This is a genomic window from Pseudactinotalea sp. Z1739, assembly GCF_049725055.1.
Taxonomy (GTDB): Bacteria; Actinomycetota; Actinomycetes; order Actinomycetales; family Beutenbergiaceae; genus CALKWS01.
Map to the genome: position 1 here is coordinate 86889 of NZ_JBMPQA010000010.1, position 25522 is coordinate 112410.

At 69.5% G+C, this 25522-nt stretch carries 24 protein-coding genes; 13 read left to right on the top strand and 11 right to left on the bottom strand.

Annotated elements, in window-relative coordinates:
• Positions 1-73 precede the first annotated feature (73 nt).
• Complete coding sequence (locus ACO0LV_RS13560) at positions 74-880, top strand: hypothetical protein (RefSeq protein ID WP_424788447.1); 807 nt, start codon at positions 74-76, stop codon at positions 878-880.
• A gap of 30 nt (positions 881-910) precedes the next feature.
• Positions 911-1723, top strand: coding sequence for a hypothetical protein (locus ACO0LV_RS13565; RefSeq protein ID WP_424788448.1), 813 nt, complete (start codon positions 911-913; stop codon positions 1721-1723).
• Positions 1724-1785: 62 nt separating this feature from the next.
• Here the strand turns inward: ACO0LV_RS13565 and ACO0LV_RS13570 are convergent, their stop codons facing one another.
• Entirely contained in the window at positions 1786-2532 is a 747-nt protein-coding gene (locus ACO0LV_RS13570; protein WP_424788449.1) for an SDR family oxidoreductase, read from the bottom strand.
• Between the two features lie 150 nt (positions 2533-2682).
• Here ACO0LV_RS13570 and ACO0LV_RS13575 point away from each other — a divergent pair, with 150 nt between their 5' ends.
• The 5 genes from ACO0LV_RS13575 to ACO0LV_RS13595 all read left to right on the top strand — a co-directional run bounded on the left by ACO0LV_RS13575 (position 2683) and on the right by ACO0LV_RS13595 (position 7569).
• Positions 2683-3693, top strand: coding sequence for a putative F420-0 ABC transporter substrate-binding protein (locus tag ACO0LV_RS13575; protein ID WP_424788450.1), 1011 nt, complete (start codon positions 2683-2685; stop codon positions 3691-3693).
• Positions 3690-4790 carry a putative F420-0 ABC transporter permease subunit gene (locus ACO0LV_RS13580; protein WP_424788451.1) on the top strand — a complete coding sequence of 367 codons (1101 nt, stop codon included), beginning with the start codon at positions 3690-3692 and terminating at the stop codon, positions 4788-4790. The genes ACO0LV_RS13575 and ACO0LV_RS13580 overlap by 4 nt, the downstream gene beginning before the upstream one ends.
• Positions 4787-5581 carry an ABC transporter ATP-binding protein gene (locus ACO0LV_RS13585; RefSeq protein WP_424788452.1) on the top strand — a complete coding sequence of 265 codons (795 nt, stop codon included), beginning with the start codon at positions 4787-4789 and terminating at the stop codon, positions 5579-5581. Before ACO0LV_RS13580 ends, ACO0LV_RS13585 begins: the two co-directional genes overlap by 4 nt.
• A 9-nt stretch (positions 5582-5590) precedes the next feature.
• Entirely contained in the window at positions 5591-6874 is a 1284-nt protein-coding gene (locus ACO0LV_RS13590; protein WP_424788453.1) for a phospholipase D-like domain-containing protein, read from the top strand.
• A gap of 194 nt (positions 6875-7068) precedes the next feature.
• Positions 7069-7569, top strand: a complete 501-nt coding sequence (locus tag ACO0LV_RS13595) for a hypothetical protein (protein ID WP_424788454.1) — start codon at positions 7069-7071, stop codon at positions 7567-7569.
• Positions 7570-7669: 100 nt separating this feature from the next.
• Here ACO0LV_RS13595 and cofE read toward each other — a convergent pair whose 3' ends face one another.
• Both cofE and ACO0LV_RS13605 read right to left on the bottom strand, forming a co-directional pair.
• Positions 7670-8401: a coenzyme F420-0:L-glutamate ligase gene (gene cofE / locus ACO0LV_RS13600; RefSeq protein ID WP_424788455.1), complete on the bottom strand. Its 732-nt coding sequence runs from the start codon at positions 8399-8401 to the stop codon at positions 7670-7672.
• A complete protein-coding gene (locus ACO0LV_RS13605) occupies positions 8401-9405 on the bottom strand; it encodes a TIGR03557 family F420-dependent LLM class oxidoreductase (RefSeq protein ID WP_424788456.1) in 1005 nt (334 codons plus the stop codon). The genes cofE and ACO0LV_RS13605 overlap by 1 nt, the downstream gene beginning before the upstream one ends.
• A 169-nt stretch (positions 9406-9574) precedes the next feature.
• Between ACO0LV_RS13605 and lipB the strand changes: the two genes are divergently transcribed.
• Both lipB and lipA read left to right on the top strand, forming a co-directional pair.
• The gene (lipB, locus tag ACO0LV_RS13610) at positions 9575-10246 is read left to right on the top strand and encodes a lipoyl(octanoyl) transferase LipB (protein ID WP_424788457.1); all 672 of its coding nucleotides are present in this window, start codon (positions 9575-9577) and stop codon (positions 10244-10246) included.
• The gene (gene lipA / locus ACO0LV_RS13615; protein WP_424788458.1) at positions 10243-11226 is read left to right on the top strand and encodes a lipoyl synthase; all 984 of its coding nucleotides are present in this window, start codon (positions 10243-10245) and stop codon (positions 11224-11226) included. Before lipB ends, lipA begins: the two co-directional genes overlap by 4 nt.
• A gap of 28 nt (positions 11227-11254) precedes the next feature.
• Here the strand turns inward: lipA and ACO0LV_RS13620 are convergent, their stop codons facing one another.
• The gene (locus ACO0LV_RS13620) at positions 11255-12571 is read right to left on the bottom strand and encodes a 6-phospho-beta-glucosidase (protein WP_424788459.1); all 1317 of its coding nucleotides are present in this window, start codon (positions 12569-12571) and stop codon (positions 11255-11257) included.
• A gap of 56 nt (positions 12572-12627) precedes the next feature.
• On the opposite strand from ACO0LV_RS13620, the gene ACO0LV_RS13625 reads away from it, so the two are divergent.
• The 3 genes from ACO0LV_RS13625 to ACO0LV_RS13635 all read left to right on the top strand — a co-directional run bounded on the left by ACO0LV_RS13625 (position 12628) and on the right by ACO0LV_RS13635 (position 17544).
• Positions 12628-13863 carry a carbohydrate kinase family protein gene (locus ACO0LV_RS13625; protein ID WP_424788460.1) on the top strand — a complete coding sequence of 412 codons (1236 nt, stop codon included), beginning with the start codon at positions 12628-12630 and terminating at the stop codon, positions 13861-13863.
• Positions 13864-13935: 72 nt separating this feature from the next.
• Positions 13936-16596, top strand: coding sequence for a valine--tRNA ligase (gene valS, locus ACO0LV_RS13630; RefSeq protein WP_424788461.1), 2661 nt, complete (start codon positions 13936-13938; stop codon positions 16594-16596).
• Positions 16597-16683: 87 nt separating this feature from the next.
• Complete coding sequence (locus tag ACO0LV_RS13635) at positions 16684-17544, top strand: SRPBCC domain-containing protein (protein WP_424788462.1); 861 nt, start codon at positions 16684-16686, stop codon at positions 17542-17544.
• 328 nt (positions 17545-17872) lie between these two features.
• On the opposite strand, the gene ACO0LV_RS13640 is transcribed toward ACO0LV_RS13635, so the two are convergent.
• The 3 genes from ACO0LV_RS13640 to ACO0LV_RS13650 are packed head-to-tail and all read right to left on the bottom strand — an operon-like array spanning position 17873 to position 19976.
• Positions 17873-18535, bottom strand: a complete 663-nt coding sequence (locus tag ACO0LV_RS13640; protein ID WP_424788463.1) for a DsbA family oxidoreductase — start codon at positions 18533-18535, stop codon at positions 17873-17875.
• A gap of 51 nt (positions 18536-18586) precedes the next feature.
• On the bottom strand, positions 18587-19612 hold the full coding sequence (gene fgd / locus ACO0LV_RS13645) for a glucose-6-phosphate dehydrogenase (coenzyme-F420) (protein WP_424788464.1): 1026 nt from the start codon (positions 19610-19612) through the stop codon (positions 18587-18589).
• Positions 19613-19661: 49 nt separating this feature from the next.
• Positions 19662-19976, bottom strand: coding sequence for a chorismate mutase (locus ACO0LV_RS13650; RefSeq protein WP_424788465.1), 315 nt, complete (start codon positions 19974-19976; stop codon positions 19662-19664).
• 72 nt (positions 19977-20048) lie between these two features.
• Between ACO0LV_RS13650 and ACO0LV_RS13655 the strand changes: the two genes are divergently transcribed.
• On the top strand, positions 20049-21119 hold the full coding sequence (locus ACO0LV_RS13655) for a C45 family autoproteolytic acyltransferase/hydolase (RefSeq protein ID WP_424788466.1): 1071 nt from the start codon (positions 20049-20051) through the stop codon (positions 21117-21119).
• On the opposite strand, the gene ACO0LV_RS13660 is transcribed toward ACO0LV_RS13655, so the two are convergent.
• The 4 genes from ACO0LV_RS13660 to ACO0LV_RS13675 all read right to left on the bottom strand — a co-directional run bounded on the left by ACO0LV_RS13660 (position 21109) and on the right by ACO0LV_RS13675 (position 25461).
• Positions 21109-22332, bottom strand: coding sequence for a Vms1/Ankzf1 family peptidyl-tRNA hydrolase (locus tag ACO0LV_RS13660; RefSeq protein WP_424788467.1), 1224 nt, complete (start codon positions 22330-22332; stop codon positions 21109-21111). The two genes, ACO0LV_RS13655 and ACO0LV_RS13660, sit on opposite strands and share 11 nt — an antisense overlap.
• Positions 22333-22555: 223 nt before the next feature.
• A complete protein-coding gene (clpX, locus tag ACO0LV_RS13665; RefSeq protein ID WP_424788468.1) occupies positions 22556-23830 on the bottom strand; it encodes an ATP-dependent Clp protease ATP-binding subunit ClpX in 1275 nt (424 codons plus the stop codon).
• 332 nt (positions 23831-24162) lie between these two features.
• Entirely contained in the window at positions 24163-24840 is a 678-nt protein-coding gene (locus ACO0LV_RS13670) for an ATP-dependent Clp protease proteolytic subunit (protein ID WP_424788469.1), read from the bottom strand.
• Between the two features lie 30 nt (positions 24841-24870).
• Positions 24871-25461, bottom strand: coding sequence for an ATP-dependent Clp protease proteolytic subunit (locus ACO0LV_RS13675; RefSeq protein WP_424788527.1), 591 nt, complete (start codon positions 25459-25461; stop codon positions 24871-24873).
• Positions 25462-25522 lie beyond the last annotated feature (61 nt).

Sequence of the window (25522 nt, forward strand, 5' to 3'; positions counted from 1 at the left end):
CCGTGAAACACTCGGGACACTCACAACACAGACCATGTGCACCGGCGTTAACCCATCAGCAGGGAGGCTGACGATGCTCCGCACCCGCGTCTGCGCCGCCGTCCTGGCCGCGGGGCTGGGTGCGTGCACCGACGATGAATCCGAACCGGACGGCGAGACCGGAGCGGACCAATCCCCCACCGCCGACGACGGGGACAGGGCCGACGGTGACGTTGAGGACAGCGAGGACGGCGAGGACGGCGAGGACGGCGAGCCGGAGGCTGACGAGGGCGGCTCCGGCGGCGACAGCGACGACCTGCCCGGCGAGGTCATCGAGATCTTCCCCTGGGAGGGCGATGAACTCGCCGTGGTCGTGGTCGATCATGACGACGTCCTGAACGTGCGTGAACTCCCCGACCCGGGCGCCACCGTGGTCACCGAACTTGATCCGCTCACGCGGTCCGTGGTGGCTACCGGGCACAACCGCAGCGTGGACGACTGGGGTATCTGGGCCCAGGTCCAGGCCGAGGGCGTGACCGGGTGGGCGAACGTGACGTTCCTGGGCTACCTGGGCCGGACCGCCGACGCCGATGAGGACTTCGCCGATGTGGACCCGGCCGACTCCGTCGAGGACCTGGCCCTGGCCGTGGGCACCCGGGCCGCCGAACTCAACGGTGCCGCCGAGATCGACAACGCCCGGATCGCCGTCTCCGACATCTCCGGCCCGGTCAACTCCCCCGACGTCACCGTTGATGTGACCGGCATCCCCGACGACGCCCAGAAGGGTGAACGACTCCTGATGCGCGCCGGGACGACCGCATCGGGGACGATCCAGGTCGAGTTCATCGAACGCACCATCATCTGCACGCGCGGAGTCTCCGAGGATGGCCTGTGCCTCTGACCCGCAGGACCACGAGCCCAGGAGGCTGACATGCTCCGTACCCGTATCACCACCACCGCTGCCGCGGCTCTGGCCGCCGCACTCCTCCTGAGTGCCTGCACCGGCGACGGCGAGGAACCACCGCCGCAGGAGACCGCCACCGAGGCCGAACAGGACGAGACCGGACCAGACCCGGACGAGACCGACCCGGACGAGACCGAACCGGGCGAGGACGAGCAGACCGATGAGGTGGAGAACGGCGGCGGCCCGGGGACCGAGCCCGCCGACCAGGCAGATCTCCCGGGCCAGGCGGTGGACTTGTACACCGGGGGCGAAACCGTCGACGTGGTCGGGGTGGCGCACGACGACGTGCTGTACGTGCGCGAGTTGCCCGACCCGACCTCCCCGGAGGTGACCGCCCTGGCCCCGCTGACCTCCGACGTCGTCCTGACCGGGCGCGCCCGGCAGTTGGACGACATGGCGGTCTGGCTGGAACTGGACGTCGAGGACCGGGTGGGCTGGGCGAACCTGCGCTACCTGGCCTACCTGGGCATGGTGACCGACGAGACCTCGCAGATCAGCGACCCCGGGCCCCAGGACTCGATGGCGGACCTGGCCGCCGCCGTGGTCGAGGACCTGCAGGAGGACGGCGCTCCCGACTTGGACATGACGGTGGCCGAGGACGTCCAGGAAGGGGACCTGACCACCATCGTGGTCGACGTCCAGGGCTACGCCGACGACTCCATCAACGGCCACCGGCTGCACATCTTCGCCAGCGACGAAGGTGGTGACGGCTACCGGCTGGTCAGCGTGGAAGCCACCCAGATCTGTACGCGGGGGGCCACCGAGCAGGGCTGCCTGTAAACGGAGTCGTCCGGGGCTGCTCGGGGCTGCCGGTCAGTCGCGGCCGGCGGCCAGGGGCCCGCTCAGCGACGGGCGACCACGGTGTTGGAGGCCTGGGCGACCGGGCGGATCGTCAGCGAGTCGATGTTGACGTGTCGGGGCCGGCTCAGGGTCCAGGCGATCGCCTCGGCGACATCGTCGGCCACCAGCGGCTGGTCCACTCCGGCGTAGACCTGTTCGGCCGCCGCGGCATCCCCGAGCCGGCGCAGTGCGAACTCCTCGGTCTTGACCATCCCGGGGGCGATCTCGATCACCCGGATCGGCTCGCCGACGAGTTCCAGGCGCAAGTTGTTGGCGATCACGCGTTCGGCGTGCTTGGCCGCGACGTACCCCGCGCCACCGGGGTAGGTGTCGTGGGCGGCGGTGGAGGTGACGACGACGACGTCCCCGCCTTCGCCTTCTCGTAGCGCCGGCAGCAGGGCCTTGGTGGTGCGCAAGGTGGTCAGCACGTTGATCCGGTACATCTCCTCCCACTGGTCCACGTCAGCGTGTTCCACCGGGTCGGCGCCACGAGCCCCACCGGCGTTGTTCACCAGGGCGTCCAGACCCCCGCCCGCGGTGACGGCCGCAGCCAACTGCGCCACGCCGTCGTCACTGGCCAGGTCCGCCACCACATACTCGGCGCCGGACTCCTCGGCCACCGCGGCCAGTCGCTCGGCCCGCCGTGCCACCGCGATCACCTGGGCACCTTGGCTGCTGAGCAGCCTGACTGTTGCCGCCCCGATGCCGCTGGAGGCTCCCGTCACCACAATGCGCTTACCGCTGTTCATGCCACCATCCTGCCAGCCTGTCCCGGACCTGCGTAGGATGGTCGGTGGACACCGGGTCCTCTCTGCCCCGGCCAACCCCGGACCGACTCTGTCCGGACGTCCGGGCCCGGCTCTGGCCCACCAGATCACCGATCCATCCGGAGAGCCCCCGTGAACCCTCGTGTCCGTCACGCTGTGCCGCTGACCCTTGCCGCGCTCGTCCTGGTCGGATGCAGCACCGCCTCACCCACCGGCCCGCAGTCCGTCCCGGAGGCGGCCGACGACGACGCGGCCGGTCATTACCCGGTCACGGTGGACAACTGTGGCACCGAGGTGACCTTCTCCCACTCCCCGGAGCGGATCGTGACCATCAAGTCCACCACCTTCGAACTGGTGCTGGCTCTGGGGATGGGTGAGGCCGTGGTCGGGCACGCTTTCCTGGATGGTCCGGTACCCCCCGAACTGACCGACGCGGCAGCACAGGTACCCGAACTGGCCGAACGGGACCCCTCCACCGAGGTGGTCCTGGCCGCCGACCCGGACCTGATCTTCGCCGGCTGGGAGTCCACGTTCACCGATGAGGGCCTGGGGTCGCGGGAGTCCCTGCACGAATTGGGCATCGCCACCTACGTCTCCCCACCGGCCTGCCAGGGGGAGGACTACATGCCCGACCCGCTGACCTTCGCCGAGATCGCAGACCAGATCCACCAGGCCGGGGAGATCTTCGGCGTGCCAGAAGCCGCCGCCCGGCTCGTCACCGAGCAGCAGGCCCGCCTCGAGGAGGTGACGGCGTCCGAGGCCGGGCTCAGCGCCCTGTGGTACTCCTCCGGCTCCGACACCCCGTTCGTGGGGGCGGGTATCGGCGCACCACAGTTGCTGATGGAGACCGTGGGGCTGCAGAACATCGCCGGCGGAATCGAGGACAGCTGGGCGTCGATGTCCTGGGAGGCGGTGGCCGATGCCGAACCGGACGTGATCGTGCTGGTGGACTCGGACTGGAACACCGCCGAGCACAAGATCTCCGTGCTGGAGTCGGTGCCGGCCATGGCCGCGCTGCCCGCGGTGAGCGAGGGGCGGTACCTGATCCTGGACTTCCCCACCACCGAAGCGGGGATCCGGTCCGCGGCCGCCGCCGTCGACCTCGGTGAGCAGTTGGCGCAGGTAGAGGCCGGGTTGTCGTGACCGCCACCGTCACCCCACGCCGGGGGCTGCAGGCCCCGACCGGCCCCGCGCTGCCGCAGCGACCACGACTGGCCCCCTGGCTGGTGCTGGGCATGGTCGGGCTGGTCGCCTCGGCGGTGGTGGCGATGGGGATCGGGCCGGCGGGAGTCAGCGCCGCGGAGATCCTCGGTTCCGGCTGGCACCACCTCAGCGGGGTGCTACCGGGGATGGAGCAGGCCGCGAACCCGCTGAGCCCGGCCCGGGATGCGATCGTGTGGCAGGGCCGGGCGCCCAGGGTGCTGACCGCCATGGCGGTGGGAGCCGGGCTGGCGCTGTGCGGAGTCGTGATGCAGGGCCTGACGCGCAACCCACTGGCCGATCCCTACCTGCTCGGGGTCTCCTCCGGAGCGGCGCTGGGTGCGGTGGCGGTGCTGCTGCTCGGGGTGGGACTGTGGTTGCCGGTCGCGGCGTTCGCCGGTGCTCTGCTGGCCCTGGCGGCCACGCTCGCGCTCGCCGGAGTCGGGGGGGCCCTCACACCGGCGCGCACCATCCTGGCCGGGATCGCGGTGGCGCAGGCCTGCTCCGCGCTGGTCTCCTTCGCGATCTTCGCCACCACCCGCGGGGACTCCTACCGGGAGATCCTGGGCTGGCTGCTGGGGTCGCTGGCACGGGCCGGCTGGGCCTCGGTGCTGATCGCCGGGGTCTGTCTGGCCGTGATCGGGGTGGTGCTGATCGGGGCGGGCCGGTCCCTGGACGCCTTCGCCTTCGGGGACACCTCCGCGGCGTCCCTCGGCGTGAACGTGCGGGGGATGCGCTGGATGCTGCTGACCATGAGCGCGCTCCTGACCGGGGCGATGGTGGCCGTCAGCGGCGCGATCGGGTTCGTCGGGCTGGTGATCCCGCACATCATCCGGCTGGCCCTGACCCGTCGCCACCGTTGGTTGCTGCCGCTGTCGGCCTGCGCCGGGGCGCTGTTCCTGCTCTGGGCCGACACCGCGGCCAGGGTGGTGTTCGCACCGATGGAGGTGCCGGTCGGGGTGTTCACAGCCGGGATCGGGGCACCGGTGTTCGCGTGGTTGCTGATGCGCAACCGGAAGGCCACGGCAGGTGGCACATGACGGTCCCGGTGCTGACCGCCCGCGGGCTGACGTACCGCGTGGCACCGCACGTCACGTTGCTGGACGGGGTGGATGTGAGCGTGCGCGCCGGAGGGATCACCGGCGTACTCGGTCCCAACGGGGCGGGGAAGTCCACCTTGCTGCGCCTGGTCGTGGGGGCGCTGTCACCGGAGGCCGGCCGGTTGCGCCTGCACGGAACGGACGTGGCCACGATGAGCCGGCGCGAGCGTGCCCGGACGGTGGCGTTCGTGGCCCAGGACTCCCCCACCGAGGTGTCCATGGACGTGCTCGACGTGGTGTTGCTGGGCCGCACCCCCCACCTAGGGGCATTCGCAGCGGACTCCCCGGCCGACGTGGAACTGGCCATGGACGCCCTGGAGCGCACCGGCGCGGCCCATCTGGCCCAGCGGGACATCGCCACCCTCTCCGGTGGCGAGCGCCAGCGGGTGCACCTGGCCCGGGCGCTGGCGCAGGAACCTCAGGTGCTGGTGCTGGACGAGCCGACCAATCACCTGGACGTGGCGGCGCAGTTGCAGGTGCTGGACCTGATCCACGCCGTGGCCGCCGCCGGCACCGGGGTACTGGTGGCGATGCACGATCTGGACCAGGCCGCCCGGACCTGCGATGACCTGCTGGTACTCCATGACGGCCGCACCGCCGGCTCCGGAACGGCCGCGGAGGTCCTGACCACCGACCTGATCGGCGCGGTCTGGGGAGTGGGGGCGGAGTGGGTGTCGACATCCGGTGGGCGCGCGCTAATCCTGTCCCGTCTCGGGGTGCCGATCACCTAGGTTGGACCTATGACGAATCGGGGGCCGCGGCTGCAGTTCGACCTCCCGCGCCCGAGTTGGACGTCCCTGGGCCGGGCCGCCCAATGGTGGATCCGGATCGTCGCGGCGGTACACCTGGCGGCGCTGGTGGGCGTGGTGGTGGCCGAGCACCTGCGGAAGTTGCGCGACCCCTACCGCGGGGTCTTCCCGCGCATGGCGCCCTGGTCCACCGAGATCGCCGGCACCAAAGCCACCACCTTCACCTTCGGTGAGGACCTGTATGCGGCAATGCTGGACTCCATCCGCAGTGCCGAGCACTCCATCTACTTCGAGACCTTCATCTGGAAGGGTGATGAGGTCGGTGCGGCGTTCAAGCAGGCATTGATCGCCGCCGCCCGGCGTGGTGTGCAGGTGTACGTGGTGATGGACACCTGGGGCAACCTGGTGGTCGATCCACGGTTCAAGAGATTCCCGAAGTTGCCCACGTTGCACCTGCTGCACTTCCCGCTCTTCCGTCCGGGGCTGCTCACCTTCAACCTCCGCAAGACCGGCCGGGATCACCGCAAGATCCTGGTGGTCGACGACGAGGTCGGGTACGTCGGCGGGTACAACATCGGATCGCTGTACGCTTCCACCTGGCGCGACACGCACCTGCGGCTGGAGGGGCCGGCCACCTGGGAGTTGGCCAACGCGTTCGTCGACTTCTGGAACGACCACCGAACGGCGCGCCACCCCGAACTTCCCGACCAGGGCGTCAAACTGTGGGAGCCGCGGATCCGGGCGGCGCAGAACGCCCCGAGCCGGATGCTGTTCCCGGTGCGCGGGGTCTACCTGGACGCGATGGACCGGGCCGAGCATCACATCTACATCACCCAGGCCTACTTCATCCCGGACCGGGAGATCCTGCGCGGCCTCATTGCCGCCGCCCGGCGGGGTGTGGACGTGCGGGTGGTGATCCCGGAGATCTCCAACCACATCGTCACCGACTGGGCTGCGCGCTCCCACTACACCCAACTGCTCGATGCCGGGGTCACGTTGTGGCTGTTCCAGGACGCCATGATGCACGCCAAGACGATGACGGTGGACGGACGCTGGTCCACCATCGGAACCGCGAACATCGACCGGCTGTCCTTGATCGGCAACTTCGAGATCAACCTCGAACTCTTCGATGCCGCACTGGCGCAGCACATGGAAGACATCTTCGCGGTGGACCTGACCAACTGCCGCCAACTGACCGCCGAGGAATGGAACGCCCGCAGCCTGGGCCACCGGGTCCTGGAACGGCTGATCCGCCCCTTCTCCCCCTTGCTGTAGCACCCCGCGGAGTTCGTCATGACGCTTCCCGCTGACAGTCATGTTCATAGTGAGTGGTCCTGGGATACAGGAGGACCCGGATCCCAGGCTGCTGGTCGGATGCGCGCCACGTGCGCGCAGGCGGTCCGGATTGAAACGACGCAGGCAGGGTCGAGTTCGGCCAACCACACCTCTACGCCACCGCGGCCAGCCAGATGGTCGACCTCAGCCGGGTCGACCGCGTGCTCGGCTCGCTGCACACCCTTGACCTCGGCGAGGGCCCCGCCGAGCCGAACACCCTCTTCCGCGACCATGATCCAGCCGAGGTCATGAACGAGTATCTCGAGCAGATACCGGTCATGGTCTCAGGCTCGGAGTCCTTTGAGGTGGTCACCCACATCGACTACGCGGTACGCCAGTGGCCAATCGAGGCCGGACCGTTCGACCCGCGGCGATTCGAGGAGCAGTTCCGGGGCGCGATGCGCGCAATCGCCGGGAGCGGGCGGGCCCTGGAGATGAACACGAAGCGCCTCTGGCCATGGATCCCGCAGTGGTGGGCGCAAGCGGGCGGAACCATGGTCAGTTTCGGCAGCGACGCCCACACCCCCGATGCCATCGCACGCGACTTTCCCGAAGCGACGGCGATGCTCGAGCATTTCGGGTTCCGACCAGGGCGTAGCCCGGAACAGCTCTGGGCACGCCCGGCCACCGGCTAGCAGCGCACGTCCAGTCGCGCGAGCGATCGGGAGTTCGGCGGTTCACCGTCGCCTTCGGAAACGAACTGCCGAACTGGGCAGTGGGTTCCTGACCGAGGCATCAGGTGCCGGTGCGGAACATGTCCTCCTCCGGGGGTCGGATCGCCGCCTGGGCGCCGGGGCCATCCTCGGTCCGGGTCACGCTCAGCCCGCGCACCACCGCCACCGGGCGCCCCCCGGTCTTGCCGCGGACCAGGTCCGCCGCAGCGGCGATCTCGTCGGCCTGGGCGATGATCGTGGCCTGCAACGGCACCCCCTGCGCGTCATGCTGCCCGCGCAGGTCCGCCAGGACCTCGATACCGGCGGCGCCGATGGCGATGTCGGCGACACCGCGGCGCCAGGGCCTGCCCACGGTGTCAGTGATCAGCACCGCCGGGCGTGCCCCGAGCCGGGCGTGCAGACCGCGCCGGATCGCCCGGGCAGAGGCGTCGGGGTCCTTGGGCAGCAGCAGCACCATTCCCGGGGGCACGTTCGAGGTGTCCACCCCGGCGGCGGCCAGCACCAGGCCGTGATGGGTCTGCACGATGCGCAGCGGTGGCCCGTCCTCCCGATCCCGCCGGGCGACCTCCCGCACGCTCTCGGCGTCGATAGCCTCCTCCCGGCTGGCCGCGGCCATCAACCGACCCTCGGACTTGGCGACGATCTTCGAGGCGATCACCACCACGTCGTCATCGGCGATGCCGGCTTCTCCGTCCGGCCAGGTCAAGCGCCCCAGCACCGGGGTGAGTACGGCGGCCAGGTCCGTGCCGGAGGTGATCTCCGGCAGGCCCTCGGGGGCCTGGGCGAGAAGCATCAGGTGCGTCCTTTCAATGCGGGCAGTACCTCGGCGCCGAAGATCTCGATCCACTCGGCCTGGTTGCGACCCACGTTGTGCAGGTAGATCCGGTCGAATCCCAGGTCGATGTAGCGCTGCAGCGCCGAGCGGTGCACGTCGAGGTCGGAGGAGATCACCAGCTGCCCCTCGAAGTCCTCCGGACGGAGCATCCTGGCCATCTGGGCGACCGTGAACGGGGAGCGGATATCGGCGGTGGAGAACCGCATCGCCCCGGTGGGCCATTGCGTCATGGCATTGTCCAGCGCCTCGCCGTCGGTGGGCGCCCAGGACAGGTGCACCTGCAACACCTTGGGCATCGCAGCCGGGTCCTTACCCGCTTCCCTGGCCCCCTCGGCGAACCGGGCCAACAGCATCGCCAGGCGCTCCGGTGGCGCCTCCTGGGTGATCAGCCCGTCGGCACGGGCCCCGGCGCGGCGCGCCGTCACCGGGCCGGAGGCCGCTACCAGGATGGGCGGGGGCTGCTCCGGCATGGTCCACAACCGGGAGGACTCCAACTGGAAGTACTCCCCGGAGAACTTGGCGTCCTTACCGGCGGCGGAGGCGGTGAAGAGTCGGCGGATGATCTCGATCGCCTCGAACAGTCGGGCGATCCGGCTGGGTGCCTCGGGCCAGTACTGCCCGGTGACGTGTTCGTTCAGGGCCTCCCCCGAACCCAGTCCGAGCCAGTGCCGCCCGGGGTACATCGCCGCCAGGGTGGCGCTGGCCTGGGCCACCACCGCCGGGTGATAACGGAAGGTCGGCGCGGTGACGCCGGGGCCGATGTCACCGCTGGTGCGTTCGGCGATCGCGGTCAGGACGTTCCAGACGAACGGGGCCTGGCCCTGCGCCGGCACCCAGGGTTGGAAGTGGTCGGCCGCCATGGTGCCGGTGAAGCCGTGCTCCTGTGCCAGCGCGCTCAGGGCGACCGCAGCGGCCGGCGGGAACTGCGCCAGCATCGCCGAGTACCCGATCGCGCAGCCCATGGAGGTCTAGCCTACCGGCGGCCGGCGGCCGGCGGGGCCGAGGGCCCTGGCGGCACTCGTGCGGCCGCACCGCTCCCGCAGCGCCCTGCGCGGCCAGGACAGAACGTCCCAACGAACGAGACCTCACCCGCATTTTTGGACCGCGCCCAATAACCCGTACGCTAGGTCCATGCTCACCGTCAGGACCGCCGGTCTCGCGCCCGCCTACCTCGACTACCAGCGCGGACTCGACCTGCAACGCGAGGAACGGGAACGGGTGCGCACCGGCGCCTCCGCCGGCACGCTGTTCCTGCTGGAGCACACCAGCGTCTACACCGCCGGCCGGCGCACCACGGCCGAGGAACTCCCCACCGACGGCTCGGCCGTCGTCGAGGTCGACCGTGGCGGGAAGGTGACCTGGCACGGCCCTGGTCAGTTGGTGGGCTACCCGATCCTGGCCCTGCGCCGCCCCCGCGACGTGGTGGGATACCTGCGCCGGGTGGAGTCCCTGGTTATCGACGTGCTCGCCGAGCACCAGGTGACCGGGTTCCGGGTACCGGATCAGTCCGGGGTGTGGGTGGACGTCGGAGATGCTGTTCCGGCGAAGGTCGCCCAGGTCGGGATCCGGGTGGCCCGGGGCCTGACCGGTCACGGCTTCGCGATCAACTGCTCCAACAGCCTCGAGCCCTTCGCCGCGATCGTCCCGTGCGGCATCACCGACGCCGGCGTCACCACCCTCAGCGCCGTGCGGGGCGCCCGGATCGACCCTGAAGACCTGATCGGGGCGATCCATGCCCATGTCCCCGAGTTCAGCCGAGAGGTGGCGATGGAACCGATGACGCACACGCTGGTGGCCCGGTGAGCGCCCCACCGGAGGGCCGCAAGCTACTCCGGCTCGAGGTCCGCAACTCCCGGACCCCGATCGAGAAGAAGCCGGAGTGGATCAAGACCCGGGCCCGGATGGGACCCGAGTACCGACGGTTGCGATCCCTGGTCGGCCAGCAGAACCTCAATACCGTCTGCCAGGAGGCCGGCTGCCCGAACATCTACGAGTGCTGGGAGGATCGCGAGGCCACGTTCCTCATCGGCGGCTCCCAGTGCACCCGCCGCTGCGACTTCTGCCAGATCGACACCGGCAAACCGGCCGCCTACGACACCGACGAACCGCGCCGGGTCGCCGAATCCGTCCGGGAGATGGGACTGCGCTACGCCACCGTCACCGGGGTGGCTCGTGATGACCTGCCCGACGAGGGCGCATGGTTGCACGCCGAGACCGTACGGCAGATCCACCGCCTCAATCCGCGCACCGGTGTGGAGCTGCTCGCCACCGACTTCTCCGGCAAGGCGGCCCTCCTGCGCGAGGTGTTCGATGCCGGCCCCCAGGTATTCGCGCACAACGTCGAGACCGTGCCGCGGATCTTCAAACGGATCCGGCCGGCGTTCCGGTACGAGCGCTCCCTCGCGGTGATCAGCCAGGCCCGTGACTACGGCTTGATCACCAAGTCGAACCTGATCCTGGGGATGGGCGAGGAGCCCGAGGAGATCGTGGCCGCACTGCGGGACCTGCAGGAGGCCGGCTGCGACCTGATCACGCTGACCCAGTACCTGCGTCCGAGCCCGAGGCATCTGCCCGTCCAGCGCTGGGTGCCGCCCGCGGAGTTCGTCGAGCTCAAGGAGGTCGCCGAGCGGATCGGCTTCCTCGGGGTGCTCGCGGGGCCGCTGGTGCGTTCCTCCTACCGGGCCGGGCGGCTGTGGGCGACGTCGATGCTCGCCAAGGGGCGTCCGGTGCCCGAGCAGTTGCAGCACCTGGCCGACAGCGTGGAGTTCGCACAGGGCGTCTGAGCCGGTCCCGCGGCCGCCGGACCAGGAGTCAGGGGTTGATCAGCACCTCGGCGATGCGGGAGTGCGCTCGGGTGTAGGCCCGCACCAGGGCCTCAGCCCGCGCCCGTCCACCGACCAGTGGGTGCGCGGCGAAGGCCTGCACGGCCAGTTCGCGAGACCCTGCGCCGACCGCTGCGACCAGGCTGGTCTCGGCACCGATGACCGAGCGCATCAGGGCCGCCTGCTCCTGTCCCAGTTCGGTGCGGGGTGCGATCGGGTGAGCCCCGTCGTCGTCGACTGTGCACGGCACCTCCACGACTGCCTCGTCCGGCAGGGCGGCGATGGTGCCGGCGTTGCGTACGCCCAGGATCATCCGGGCCGGGCGTCCGGTCCGCAGCGCTGCCATCAGGTCCACGGCGACGTCGTGGTAGCCACCGACGGCGACGTCGTCACTGTGGCGATCCTGCGACCGCGCCTCCGCCATGTACGTGGACTCCCGCTCGTCGAGCACCGCCTGCCAGCGTCCGTAGGCGTCGCCGTCGGGTCCGGCGTCGTAGAAGACGGCCTGCTGGGCGGCCAGGAACTCCCCGCGGGTGGTGGGCGGGGCCTGTGGCGCCGCGATGTAGTAGTACAGGTACTCGTTCGGGATCGCCCCGGTCCGCTGGATCCGTTCGGCACCGAGGATTCGTGCCTCCTCCAGCCGGCCCAGCCGCTCCGGATCGGCGAGCAGGGCCGGCAGCAGATCCTGGCCCTCGTGGAAGAAGCCGGTGAGGAAGCCAAGGTGGTTGATGCCCTGATAGTCCGGGCGGGACTGCTCGGCCGGTACTCCCAGCAGCCGGGCCACCCGGGCCACCAGGGCCAGGGGGGTGTCGCAGATGCCGAACACCCGATCCCCCAGGTGGGCGCGCATCCCCGCGGTGATCATCCCGGCGGGGTTTGTGAAGTTGATCGTCCAGGCATCCGGGGCCAGGCGGCCGATGCGCGTGGCGATCCCGGTGGCGACGGGCAGGGTGCGAAGGGCGAAGGCCAGTCCGCCGGCGCCGATCGTCTCCTGGCCCAGCAGCCCGGCCTCGATCGCGATGCGTTCGTCGACGACCCGTCCGGCGGTGCCACCGACGCGGATGGCGTTGAAGATGACGCCGGCACCGCGCAGCGCCGTGTCAAGGTCCGAGGTGGTACGCACGGGTGGGGCGCCCGGGACCGCGGCAGCGATCGTGGTGCAGACCTGCGCGATCACCTTCAGGCGGTGCGGGTCGACGTCGTAGAGCACCACCGACGTCGGTCTCGCCTGCTGGTGAGCCCGGGTGAGCGCGCGATAGACCAGCGGAACCCGGAAGCCCCCACCGCCGAGGATGGTCAGTTGCATACCGGTCACAGTATCGCCGTGACGCTGACGGAGGGCGAGTGGCACACTCAGGGGCGATGGCTGCCACCGACCCGACCGGCCCCGAGGGTGGGGCCGACACCGCTGAGCAGGTTGATGCTGAGCGGGAGGGCGCTGCGCGGGTCGATGCTGAGCCGGCCGGCGCGGAGCTTGCCGTGGATGAACGGGCCGGCGGCGACGCCGAACCCGTGGTCGACGTGATGCTCTCCGGGATGGTCTTCTTCGACATCGTGTTCACCGGCTTCCCCCATCCACCCGCCCCCGGCACCGAGGTGTGGACCGGAGGTATGGGCTCCAGTCCCGGCGGCATCGCGAACCTGGCCGTGGCCACCGCCCGACTCGGTCTGCGCACCGCTCTGGCGGCCGCGTTCAGCGACGACCTGTACGGGGACTGGATGTGGCAGGTGCTCAGCGAGCAGGAACACATCGACCTGTCCGCGTCCCGGCGCCAGTCCGGCTGGCACACCCCGGTGACCGTGTCGTTGGCGGTCGAAGCCGACCGGGCGATGGTCACCCACGGCCATCCGCCGCCGCACTCGGTGACCGCTGCGCTGCACCGCCCGCCGAGCGCTGCGAGCGTGCTGGTGGACCTGGGCGATCCGGCCACCAGGGAACAGCACTGGTGGCGCCGCGCCGCCGCCGAGGGTGCGCTGGTGTTCGCCGACGCCGGCTGGGATCCGGAGCAGACGTGGGACCCCGCGGTGCTGCGCGCCCTGGAGGGGTGCCACGCCTTCATCCCCAACGCGGCGGAGGCGATGGGCTACACCCGCACCGACACCCCGGACCGGGCGCTGGCCGCATTGGCCGAACTGGTGCCCCTGGCCGTGGTGACCGATGGTGCCGCCGGGGTGGCCGCGATCGACCACTCCACGGGTGAACGCGAGCAGATCCCGGCACTGACGGTGGAGTTGACCGATGCCACCGGGGCAGGGGACGTCTTCGCCGCGTCATTGGTGGCGGGGACCCTGCGGGGCTGGCCGCTCCGCCAGCGCCTACGGTTCGCGGCCTTGTGTTCGGCGCTGGCGGTGCAACAGTTCGGTGGGTCCCTGGCCGCCCCGGGCTGGGGTGACCTGGCCGACTGGTGGCACCTGGTGCAGGCCCGGGCCAGCACCGGCGATCCCGTCGCCGAACGGACCCGCGCCGAACACGCCTTCATGGGGGACGCCCTCGCCGGCGCCGACACCCGGCGGGTGCGCCGGGCCGAGGCCACCATCGCCCGGTTCTCCGACGCCGATACGCCCGCGACGTGCCCGCAGCGCCCACCGGGCGGGTGAGGTCTCGGGCGTGAGCCCGGGACCGTGGGCACGATTTCCGGCCACCCCACCGAGTCTGGGAAGATACCGCTCATGACTACCTCCAGCCCCGCAGGTCCCCCGCCCGTGCCGACCGAGCCCATCCGCCCGGTCGCGCAGGTACCGGACAAACCGGGCGTGGACGGACTCGAGGATCGCTGGGCTCAATCGTGGGCGGCGCAGAACACCTACGCCTTCGACCGCAGCGCCACCCGCGAGCAGGTCTTCTCCATCGACACCCCACCGCCGACGGTGTCCGGGTCGCTGCACATCGGGCACTGCTTCTCCTACACCCACACCGACCTGGTGGCCCGCTACCAGCGCATGCGCGGCCGGGAGGTCTTCTACCCGATGGGGTGGGACGACAACGGCCTGCCCACCGAGCGCCGGGTGCAGAACTACTACGGCGTGCGCTGCGACCCGACCCTGCCCTACGAGGAGGACTTCACCCCTCCCGGTGATGGCTCCAAGACCATCAAGCCGGCCGACCAGGTGCCGGTCTCGCGTCGCAAGTTCGTGGAGTTGTGCCTGGAGTTGACCGCGCAGGACGAACAGGCCTACGAGCACCTGTGGCGACACCTGGGGCTGAGCGTGGACTGGTCGTACCAGTACCAGACCATCGATGCCCGCGCCCAGAAGGTCGCCCAGACGGCGTTCCTGCGCAACCTCGCCCGGGGGGAGGCCTACCAGGCGCAGGCGCCGGGATTGTGGGACACCACGTTCCAGACCGCAGTCGCGCAGGCCGAGTTGGAAGCCCGGGACTATCCCGGGCACATGCACAAGGTCGCGTTCCACTCCGACAACTCGGCCGGCGGCGAGCAGGTGGTGATCGAAACCACTCGCCCGGAGTTGCTGGTCTCCTGTGTGGCACTGATCGCTCATCCCGACGACGAGCGCTACGCCCCGCTGTTCGGCACCACGGTGCGCACGCCGCTGTTCGGGGTCCAGGTGCCGGTGCTGGCTCACCCGGGCGCGGAGATGGACAAGGGCTCCGGGATCGCGATGTGCTGCACCTTCGGTGACCTGACCGATGTGGGCTGGTGGCGCGACCTGCAGTTGCCGACCCGGTCGGTGATCGGGCGTAACGGCAGGCTGCAGGGCGATACGCCCGAGTGGGTCAGCGGGGCTGGCGCGGCGCTGTACGAATCCGCATTGGCGGGCAGGACCACCTTCTCCGCCCGGGCCGCCACGGTGGAAGCATTGCGGGACAGCGGTGACCTCCTCACCGAACCCGAAGCGGTGCAGCGCAAGGCCAACTTCTTCGAGAAGGGCGACCGGCCCCTGGAGATCGTCACCTCCCGGCAGTGGTACATCCGCAATGGCGGCCGCGATGAGCCCCTGCGCAGCGAGTTGACCGCGCGCGGGAAGGAACTGCAGTTCCACCCCGACTTCATGCGGGTGCGCTACCAGAACTGGGTCGATGGCCTCTCCGGTGACTGGTTGATCTCCCGGCAGCGTTTCTTCGGTGTGCCCTTCCCGGTGTGGTACCCGGTGGACACCGACGGCGAGGCCGACTTCACCGCCCCGATCCTCCCGGATGAGGCAGCGCTTCCGGTGGACCCCTCCGCACAGCCGGCCCCTGGTTACACCGAGAACCAGCGCGGGGTGCCCGGCGGGTTCGTCGGAGATCCGGACATCATGGACACCTGGGCGACCTCCTCCCTGACCCCGCAGATCACCGGCGGGTGGCTGGACGATGAGGACCTGTTCGCCCGGGTCTACCCGATGGACGTGCGCCCTCAGGGCCAGGACATCATCCGCACCTGGCTGTTCTCCACCCTGCTGCGCTCCCACCTCGAGCACGACCGGTTGCCCTGGAAGCACACCGCGATCTCGGGCTGGATCGTGGACCCGGACCGCAAGAAGATGTCGAAGTCCAAGGGCAACGTGGTCACCCCGATGGGTCTGCTGGAACAGCATGGGGCCGACGCGGTGCGTTACTGGGCAGCCTCGGCCCGGCTGGGCGCCGATGCCGCGTTCGACCCGCAACGGCCCACCCAGATGAAGATCGGGCGGCGCCTAGCCATCAAGATGCTGAATGCCTCGAAGTTCGCGCTGTCCTTCGCCGGGGATGAACCGGTGCGGTTGGACCCCGCCTCGGTGAGTGAGCCGCTGGACCGCTCGGTGCTGGCGAACCTGGCCCGGGTGGTCGAGCAGGCCACCGCGGCGATGGAGGCCTACGACCACACCCGCGCCCTGGAGGTGACGGAGAGCTTCTTCTGGACCTTCTGCGACGACTACCTGGAACTGGTGAAGGAACGCGCCTACGGCGGCGGGGACGCCCCGGCGGCCGCGGTGGCCTCGGCCAGGGCCACGCTGTATCTGGGCCTGGACGTGCTGCTGCGGTTGTTCGCCCCCGTGCTGCCGTTCGCCACCGAGGAGGTCTGGTCCTGGTGGCGGGAAGGCTCTGTGCACCGGGCGGCGTGGCCCTCCGCGGAGCCGCTGCGTGCCGCCGGCGGCGACGCCGACCTGGACCTGCTCGACGCCTCCGGGGCTGCGCTCAGCGCACTGCGTAAGGTCAAGTCGACCGCGAAGGTCTCCCAGCGCACCCCGTTCGGCGATGTCGAGTTGACCGCACCGGACCCGGCGTTGCTGGAGCAGGTGCGGGGCGATCTGCGGGCCGCGGGCGTGGTCGGGGGCGAGCTGACTTTCGCCGTCGGGGATGAAGTCGCGGTGCGCGGGGACCTGCAGATCGAGGACACCCCGACGCGCTGAGCCGTACCTGCCTGCCGCGCGGGGCCTCGACGCCCACCGCGGACCGTGCCAGTATGTGCGCTAGAGCGCACACATTGGGAGGCGCTGGTGGTTGATGTCGATGCGGTCTGGTCGGCGCTTGCGCATCCGGCCCGGCGCCACGTGATGCAGGTGCTCCGCGAGGGCCCGCAGCCCACAGGCGTGCTGCACGCCGCGCTCGAGGACCACGGGCAGTCGCCGAGCCGCTTCGCCACCCAACGACACTTGCGGGTGTTGCGCGAGGCTGATCTGGTCCTGGTGACCCAGCGTGGCCGGGAACGGATCAACGCACTCAACGGCTCCGCGCTGCACCGGGCCACCATCGGCTGGCTGCCCGGACCGGACCGGGCGATGGCCACCTCCTTGGACCGATTGCGATTCAGCGCCGAACGGATTGACCGAAGCCGACGAGAGGACCCTCCCATGACCGCTGTCAACAGCCTGCATGTGGTGCAGGCCATCACGATCGCCGCGCCAGCGCAGCGGGTCTGGTCGGCGCTGGTCGATGAACCCAGCCAGTGGTGGGGCAGCCCGTATCTGCTCATCGAGGACCCCAAGCCCCACTTGTCCATCGACGCCCGGCTCGGCGGACAGGTCCAGGAAGTGGCCGCCGACCACCAGGCCTCCTGGGGCACCATCTCCGAGCTCGAACCCGCTCACCTCCTGGCCTGGACCGGCGCGATGGGCATGGGCGGGGCGACCACCGGCAAGGTGGAGTACCGCCTGGCACGCGCGGGTGAGGGCACCCGCGTCACCGTGACCCATGACGCGATCGGCGCATTCGGTCAGGGCGCCATCGACAGCTATGACTACGGGTGGGCGGACTTGCAGGCACGGCTGGCGATGTGGATCCAGGACGGAACCGCGTTCGGCGTGGCTGGGTCGAACACCACTCCGGCCTTCACCTTCGAGCCGACAGCGCGGGGCTAGGCGCACCCGGGTTGAGCAAGCCCGCAGTTGCGGCGGATCTCAGGGTGCGGAACCGGGCGACGCCGCACCGGCGTAGGTGGAACAGGACGGGCAGCGGGTCAAACTGGTCGCGGAGCATCCGGACGTCTTCGCTGCGCTGCCCTCGCCGCCTGGCTCGCCACGGTTCCTCACTCCGGCTCGGGTACTGCGCAGACTCCGTCGACGCAAACCCCGGCCTCGGGAGCCCCGACATTGATCAGTCCGGAACGTGGGGCCGTGAGGTCTACGGCGGGCCGGGCAGCGGTGCCCGCGGTTGGCGAGGGGGCCTGATCGTCGCGGCGGGTTCCGGTCATGCCGGAGTTCCGGCACGCTCGGAGCGCACCTGCTCCAGCGCCTGGGTGAAGACCTCGGGCTTCTGGGCTCCCGAGATGCCGTAGCGCCCGTCGACGACGAAGAAGGGCACGCCTTGAATGCCGTAGGCGCGGGCCTGGGCGATGTCGGCGTCCACGGCCCCGGTATAGGTGCCCGCCTCCAGGGCCGCGAGCATCTCCTCACGGTCCAGTCCGACGTCGGCGCCGAGGTCCGCCAGTTCGTCGGCACGGCCCACGTGCCGGCCCTGCTCGAAGTAGGCGGCGAACAACCGCTCGACCAGATCCAGTTGCCTGCCGTGGGCCTTGGCGTAGTGCAACGCCTGGTGGGCCAGCAGCGTCTTGGTGTGCTGGACCGAGTCGAAGTCGTAGTCCAGGCCGACGTCGGCCGCGACGGCGGTGACCTGCCGGAGCATCTGCTCGACCTGGGTGACGTCCATACCCTTGTGCGAGGCGAGGAAGTCGGCCTCGCTGCCCTCGAAGTCCACCGGGGTATCGGGGGCGAGTTCGAAGGAGTGGTAGGTGATCTCGACGTCGTCGGCGCCGTCGAAGGCGGCCAGTCCCGCCTCGAACTTGCGCTTGCCGATGAAGCACCACGGGCAGGCGATGTCGGACCAGATGTTCACAGCGATCGGAGTACTCACACGTGAGGTAACCGCCTGCCGTCAGGTTCCATTCCCCCGGGTCGGCATGCCTCAGCCCGTCACGGCACGCAGGCGCGGGGCCAGGTCACGTTCGAACAACTCCAGGAATCGGCGTTGGTCGTGCCCCGGTGCGTGGAAGACGAGGTGGTTGAAGCCCATTCGGTGGTACTCCAGCACCTTGCTCGCCGCCTCGTCGGGGTCGGAGGCCACGATCCAGCGCTCGGCGATCTGCTCGATCGGCAGGGCGTCGGCTGCCCGCTCCATCTCGATCGGATCGTTGATTGAGTGCTTCTGTTCCGCACTCAGCGACAACGGTGACCAGAACCGGCAGTTCTCCAGCGCGGCGTCGTGATCGGTGTCGTAGGAGACCTTGATCTCGATCATCCGGTCGATACCCTCCGCGTCACGCTCCGCCTTGGCTGCCCCTTCGTCGACCGCCGGCAGCAACTTCTCCGTGTAGAGGTCGGCACCCTTGCCGGAGGTGCAGATGAACCCGTCCCCGGCCCGCCCCCCGTACCGGGCCACCATCGGCCCGCCCGCGGCGATGTAGACCGGCACGCCGCCCTCGGGGACGTCGTAGATGCTGGCGTCGTGGGTGGAGTAGTAGTCCCCCTTGAAACTCACTCGCTCACCGGTCCACAACTCGCGCATCAACCGGATCGCCTCGCGCAGCCGGGCAAAACGTTCCTTGAACTCGGGCCAGTGCTGGTCCCCGGGACCGTCCCACCCGGTGGCGATCTCGTTCAGCGCCTCGCCGGTACCCACTCCCAGGATCACCCGGCCCGGGTAGAGGCACCCCATCGTGGCGAATGCCTGGGCGATCACGGCAGGGTTATACCGGAACGTCGGGGTCATCACCGAGGTGCCGATCTGCACCGAGGAGGTCCGCTCCCCCACCGCGGCCATCCAGGCCAGCGAGGCCGGCGCGTGCCCACCCTCATGGCGCCAGGGCTGGAAGTGGTCGGAGACGAACACCGACTCCATGCCGTGTCCCTCGGCGGCGACGGCGATCTCCACCAACTCGCGCGGATCGAATTGTTCGGCAGAAGCCTTGTAACCGAGTTTCAGGGGCAGCATCACGGGGTCCTTCGGGTCGGGAGTGTGCGGGGTGCGGGTATCGCGTCGGTCAGGGCCGCGCGCCGGCGATGTCCTCGTGGTGGCGGATCACCTCGGCCACGATGAAATTGAGGAACTTCTCGGCGAACACCGGGTCCAGCCCGGCATCCTCGGCGAGCGCGCGCAAGCGGGCGATCTGGCGTTCCTCCCGCGCCGGATCCGAGGGCGGCAGTCCCAGTTCGGCCTTGAGCCGGCCCACGCTCTGGGTGCACTTGAACCGTTCGGCGAGCAGGTGCACCAGTGCGGCGTCGATGTTGTCGATGCTGCCCCGCAGGCTGAGGAGTTCGGAAGGAATGCCGGCTCCGCCGTCAGGTGAGGAACTCATCGTCTCATCGTATGCGCACCGACCCCCTCGGTCGCACCGGCGGACATGGCAGAGTCAGGTGTCATGACGGCGATGACGATCCACACCCACCGCACCGCGACCAGCAATCCGGCCGAGCGCGGCCGGGAGTACGGAAGCACATGGTCGAGGCAGATCCGCGCTGCGGTGGGCGAGTACCAGCAGCACTTCAGGACCGTCGGTATCGATGCCGACACGGTCCGCCGGGTCAGTGAGTCGGCGGGTGAGGGTATCCGGGCCGGCATGCCGGATCTGTCGGAGGAGATCGAGCAGATCGCCACCGGTGCCGACCTGCCGGCCTGGCAGGTCATGATGCTCAACGCGCGCACCGAGATCCTGGCCCTGGCCCCACCTGCGCAGGAGTGCTCGGCCGCCGTGTTCTGGCCCAGCGGCGGTATCCCGCACACCATGCAGACATGGGACTGGCGGCCGGGTCTGGCGACGGAGTCGTTGGTGTCGGCCTTTCCCACCGCCGAGGCGAGATCCCAGGTGGTGACCTTCGCCGAGTTCGGGCAGGTCGGCAAGATCGGAGTGAACAGTCACGGCCTGGGACTACATTTCAACATCCTGCGCCACCGCAGCGACGGGTCCCGGAGCGGGACCCCGGTGCACGTGGCGGCACGGCACATCCTGGAGGTCGCGACAACCGTCTCCGAGGCCATCGAGGTAGCCCGCTCGCTCACCTTCGGCGCCTCCAGCGTGTTCACCATCGCGTCCCGCAGCGGGCACCTGCGGGCGGCCTGTGTGGAGGCGACACCGGTGGGAGTCGGGGTCGTCGAGGGAGTCGAAGGGGCGGCGTTGAACCACACCAACCACTTCCTGGACCCCGAGTTGGCGTCCGGAGCGCAGCCCGCCGCACCCGGGAGCACCTCCGGGCGCCGGCTGGAGTACCTGGACGGGCAGTCGCAAGCACTCTCGATCACCGATCCGTTACAGCGGATCGCGGCACTGCACCGCGCGCCGGAGGTGGCCATCTGTGTGCGCCGCAGCCCGGGGGTGCCCGCACATGAGGACAGCGTCACCAAGGCGACGATCGCCCTGGATCTGGTCACCCCAGCCCTGGGTATCCACAGCGGGGGCCCCCGAGACGTTCAGCCCGACACCTGGCACACCATCACCGTGTGAGGCCACTGTGGGCCCCGGCGCCATCCCGCGAGCCGCTGGTCGCCCCGGCGTCCCGGCTCATCGTGTAGGTCGACTGGCCAGGTGTGGAGTCATCGTCCCAACGCAACAGGGCTGCGACGTCATCAGGCACGTCCAGGGCGGCCTCATCCACCAGGGTGATCCCGGCATCGGTGGCCGCGACCAGTCGGCCCAGGGCCGCCGAGGCGCTGACTTGCTGGGGCTGGTCCGCGCCGAGTCCGCGAACCTCCTCCTCGCTCATCCCGGCCTGGACCGCCTCGGACCCGATCCACGCCGTGGTGGTGCGCAGCGCCGAATCAGCGTGCAGCACCGTCTCGGCCAGCAGAACCTCCTCGACCTGGCCTCGGCGCAGCGCATCGAGCACGTCGTCCACACCGGCCACGGCGGCACCGTCCCGGCCTGCCTGTTCCTTGAAGCGCTCCAGGACCTGCTCCCGGCGCCGCATCCGGTACTGGTGGAAGACTCCGGCGATCTCCTCGGTGAATGCGCCCTCGTGCACCCCGTCTGCTCTGGAACCGGATTCGAGCACGTGCGTGATTCCGGTGACCTGTTCGGTGGCGGCCTCACGCAGGAGCGCCACCATCCGGAGCTCACCGGTCAGCAGCACCAGTTCGGGCTGTTCGCTGCGCACGTAGCGCTCGATCTCCTCCGCGATCTGCGTGGCATTGCGCTCGAAGGAGTCCTCCGCGCGGGAGTGGATGCGGCGGTGTGCCAGGCCGCCTTCGCGGTTCTTGGTCAACTCGTCCTGGTCCCCGGTAACGGTGCGCTCGGCGGAGCGGTCCGCAGCCGTGGAGGTGTCCAGCGTGCTCAGGTCGGCACCGGAGCGGTCCACCTCCACCAAGACCGCCCGCACGGTGTCATCGGCCTGCCACGCCAGCGAGAGCACATCCACACCGCGGCCCAGTACCGCTGAGTCCGTTGCGGGCGGCTCGGAGAGCAGGCGGTCGATCTGCACGCCCTCGGCGGTGGCGACCAGGATGCGCCCATGGGTCCCGGAGGCGCCGGTGTTCTCCCGGACTCGCTCGGCCAGGACCTCCAGCAACTCCTCGCTCGCACCCTGCTCGGACAACTGCGAGGACAGCGAGCGCCAGCGGGCGTCCATCTCCTCCTGCGCCTTCGGTCCGGTGCGGGTGGCGTCGAACACCACGGTCACCACGGCGGTATCGGTGGGCAGCTCCGGAAGTTGCAGTCGCATCGGTAACCTCCTGCGTATCGGGATAGGTCCGATGCCAGTCAAACAACGCCTGCGCCGGCTCGCGACTCGAGAGGCCGCCGGTCTTCGATCAGCGCAGGTGGTCGCGCCAGTCCGGCGGTACGCACCGCGCGGACCGGGGGCGGGCTGCTCCGGTGGACGCCGATAGCCCGCACTGGGCGCACCGGTCCGCCGAGCGCGACTGAGCCGCGAGTAGGGCCTACGGTCAGGCGCTCTTCTCGCGCGGTTCTTCCTTGGTGTCCCGGTCCCGCGGGACAAGGGTCGGGTTGACGTTCTCCAGCACCACCTCACGGGTGATCACCACCCGGGCGATGTCCTCCCGGGAGGGGATGTCGAACATCACCGGCTGGAGCACCTCCTCCATGATCGAGCGCAGCGCCCGAGCACCGGTGCCACGCAACTCGGCCTGTTCGGCCACCGCCTCGATGGCGTCGTCGGTGAACTCCAGTTCCACGCCGTCGAGTTCGAAGATTCGCTTGTACTGCTTCACCAGGGCGTTGCGCGGTTCGGTGATGATCTGCTTCAGCGCCGCCACGTCGAGCGGGCTCACGGTGGCCACCACTGGCAGGCGCCCGATGAACTCCGGGATCAGCCCGTACTTGAGCAGGTCCTCGGGCATGACGTCCTCGATCATCCCCATGGTGTCGGCGCTCTTGAGCGGAGAGCCGAAACCGATCCCGCGCTTACCCGCCCGGGTGGAGATGATGTCGTCCAGTCCGGCGAAGGCCCCGGCCACGATGAACAGCACGTTGGTGGTGTCGATGGTCAGGAACTCCTGGTGCGGGTGCTTGCGACCACCCTGCGGCGGCACCGAAGCCTGGGTGCCCTCCAGGATCTTCAACAGCGCCTGTTGCACACCCTCACCGGAGACGTCGCGGGTGATGGAGGGGTTCTCGGATTTGCGGGCGATCTTGTCGATCTCGTCGATGTAGATGATCCCGGTCTCGGCCTTCTTCACATCGAAGTCGGCGGCCTGGATCAGTTTGAGAAGGATGTTCTCCACGTCCTCGCCCACGTACCCGGCCTCGGTGAGGGCGGTGGCGTCGGCGATCGCGAACGGCACGTTCAGCATCTTCGCCAGCGTGCGGGCCAGTTCGGTCTTACCGCACCCGGTGGGACCGACCATGAGGATGTTGGACTTGCTCAACTCCACACCGTCGTCGTCGGCGCCGCCGGGGGCCTCACCGGATTGGACGCGCTTGTAGTGGTTGTACACCGCCACCGCCAGTGCCTTCTTGGCACTGTCCTGGCCCACGATATACTCCTCCAGGAAGGTGTAGATCTCCTTGGGCTTGGGCAGGTCCACCAGGCCGAGTTCACCGGCTTCGGCCAGTTCCTCCTCGATGATCTCGTTGCACAACTCGATGCACTCATCGCAGATGTAGACACCGGGGCCGGCGATCAGTTTGACCACCTGCTTCTGGCTCTTCCCGCAGAAGGAACACTTGAGCAGGTCAGCGCCCTCTCCGACTCGTGCCATGGGTGCCACCTTCCTGACGTGGAGTTTGGGTCCGCACCAACGGGTGCTGCGGATCGTGCTCTCGATCAATTCTAAGCCGCCCCTCCCACATCGCGCTGTGTTCACGAGGTGGGAAGCGCCTCTTGCACTCTACGGCGCGGTCGGGATGGGCGGGCGCAGGCTCAGCGCGTGTCTGGTGCGTCCATGGCCCCGCCGACTCCGCGGGCCGGCGCCCGGCACGGCAGCGGACGAGGACGCGGGGCGCCGATGCGGAGCGCCCCGCCGGCGGTAGTCGCGGGCGGGGCGCTCGGCGGTCGGACGGGACCGGAGGGAGGCGGTGGGAACAGACCCGGTCAGGCGTCGTCTCCGGGGCCCAGTTCCGGCAACGGGGCCTTGCGGCTCTCCAGCACCTGGTCGACCAGACCGTAATCCAGCGCCTCGGCGGCGGAGAGGATCTTGTCCCGCTCGATGTCCTGGGTGATCTGTTCCTGGGGCGTGCTGGAGTGCTTGGCCAGGGTGGCCTCGAGCCACTCGCGCATACGCAGCATCTCGTTCGCGTGGATCTCGATGTCGGAAGCCTGGGCGTAGCCGCCCTCCATCGCAGGCTGGTGGATGAGCACGCGGGCGTTCGGCAACGCCAGCCGCTTACCCGGCGTCCCGGCCGCCAGCAGCACCGCGGCGGCGGAGGCGGCCTGGCCCAGCACCACCGTCTGCACCTGCGGCTTGATGTACTGCATGGTGTCGTAGATCGCCGTCATCGCGGTGAAGGAACCACCGGGTGAGTTGATGTAGATGATGATGTCGCTGTCCGGGTCCTGGGCCTCCAGGACCAGCAACTGGGCCATCACGTCGTCGGCCGAGGCGTCATCGACCTGCACCCCGAGGAAGATGATTCGATCCTCGAACAGTTTGGTGTAGGGGTCCTGGCGCTTGAAGCCGTAGGCGGTGCGCTCCTCGAACTGGGGCAGCACATAGCGGGAAGAGGGGCTGGCGGCCCGGCCACCGAAGCCCTGGATGTGGGGGATGTTCACGTGTGCATCTCCTGGTCTTGGGTGGACTGATCAGTTGCCGACGGACTTGGCGGAGGAGACCACCTCGTCGATGAAGCCGTACTCCAGGGCCTCTGCGGCGGTGAACCAGCGGTCCCGGTCGGAGTCGCGGTTGATCTGCTCAACGCTCTTGCCGGTCTGCTCGGCGATCAACTCCGCCATGACCTTCTTCATGTGCAGGATCAATTCGGCGTGGATCTTGATGTCGGTGGCCGTGCCACCGATCCCACCGGAGGGCTGGTGCATCATCACCCGTGCGTGCGGGGTGGCGAACCGCTTCCCCGGAGTTCCCGAGGACAGCAGGAACTGACCCATCGAGGCCGCCATACCCATGGCCACGGTGGCCACGTCGGGCTTGATGAACTGCATGGTGTCGTAGATGGCCATGCCGGCGGTGATCGAACCACCGGGTGAGTTGATGTACAGCCAGATGTCCTTGTCCGGGTCCTCTGCGGCGAGCAGCATCATCTGCGCAGAGATCTGGTTGGCGTTGTCATCACGCACGTCCGAACCGAGCCAGATGATGCGCTCGGACATGAGACGGCTGTAGATGTGGTCACCAAGGGCGAAGTTCTTGGAATCGGCCGAGGCAGCCTTGGGCATCTCGCTCACGTACCTTCTCCTGATCGTCGACGGGCTGGAAAACTCCTGCTGTTGACACTAA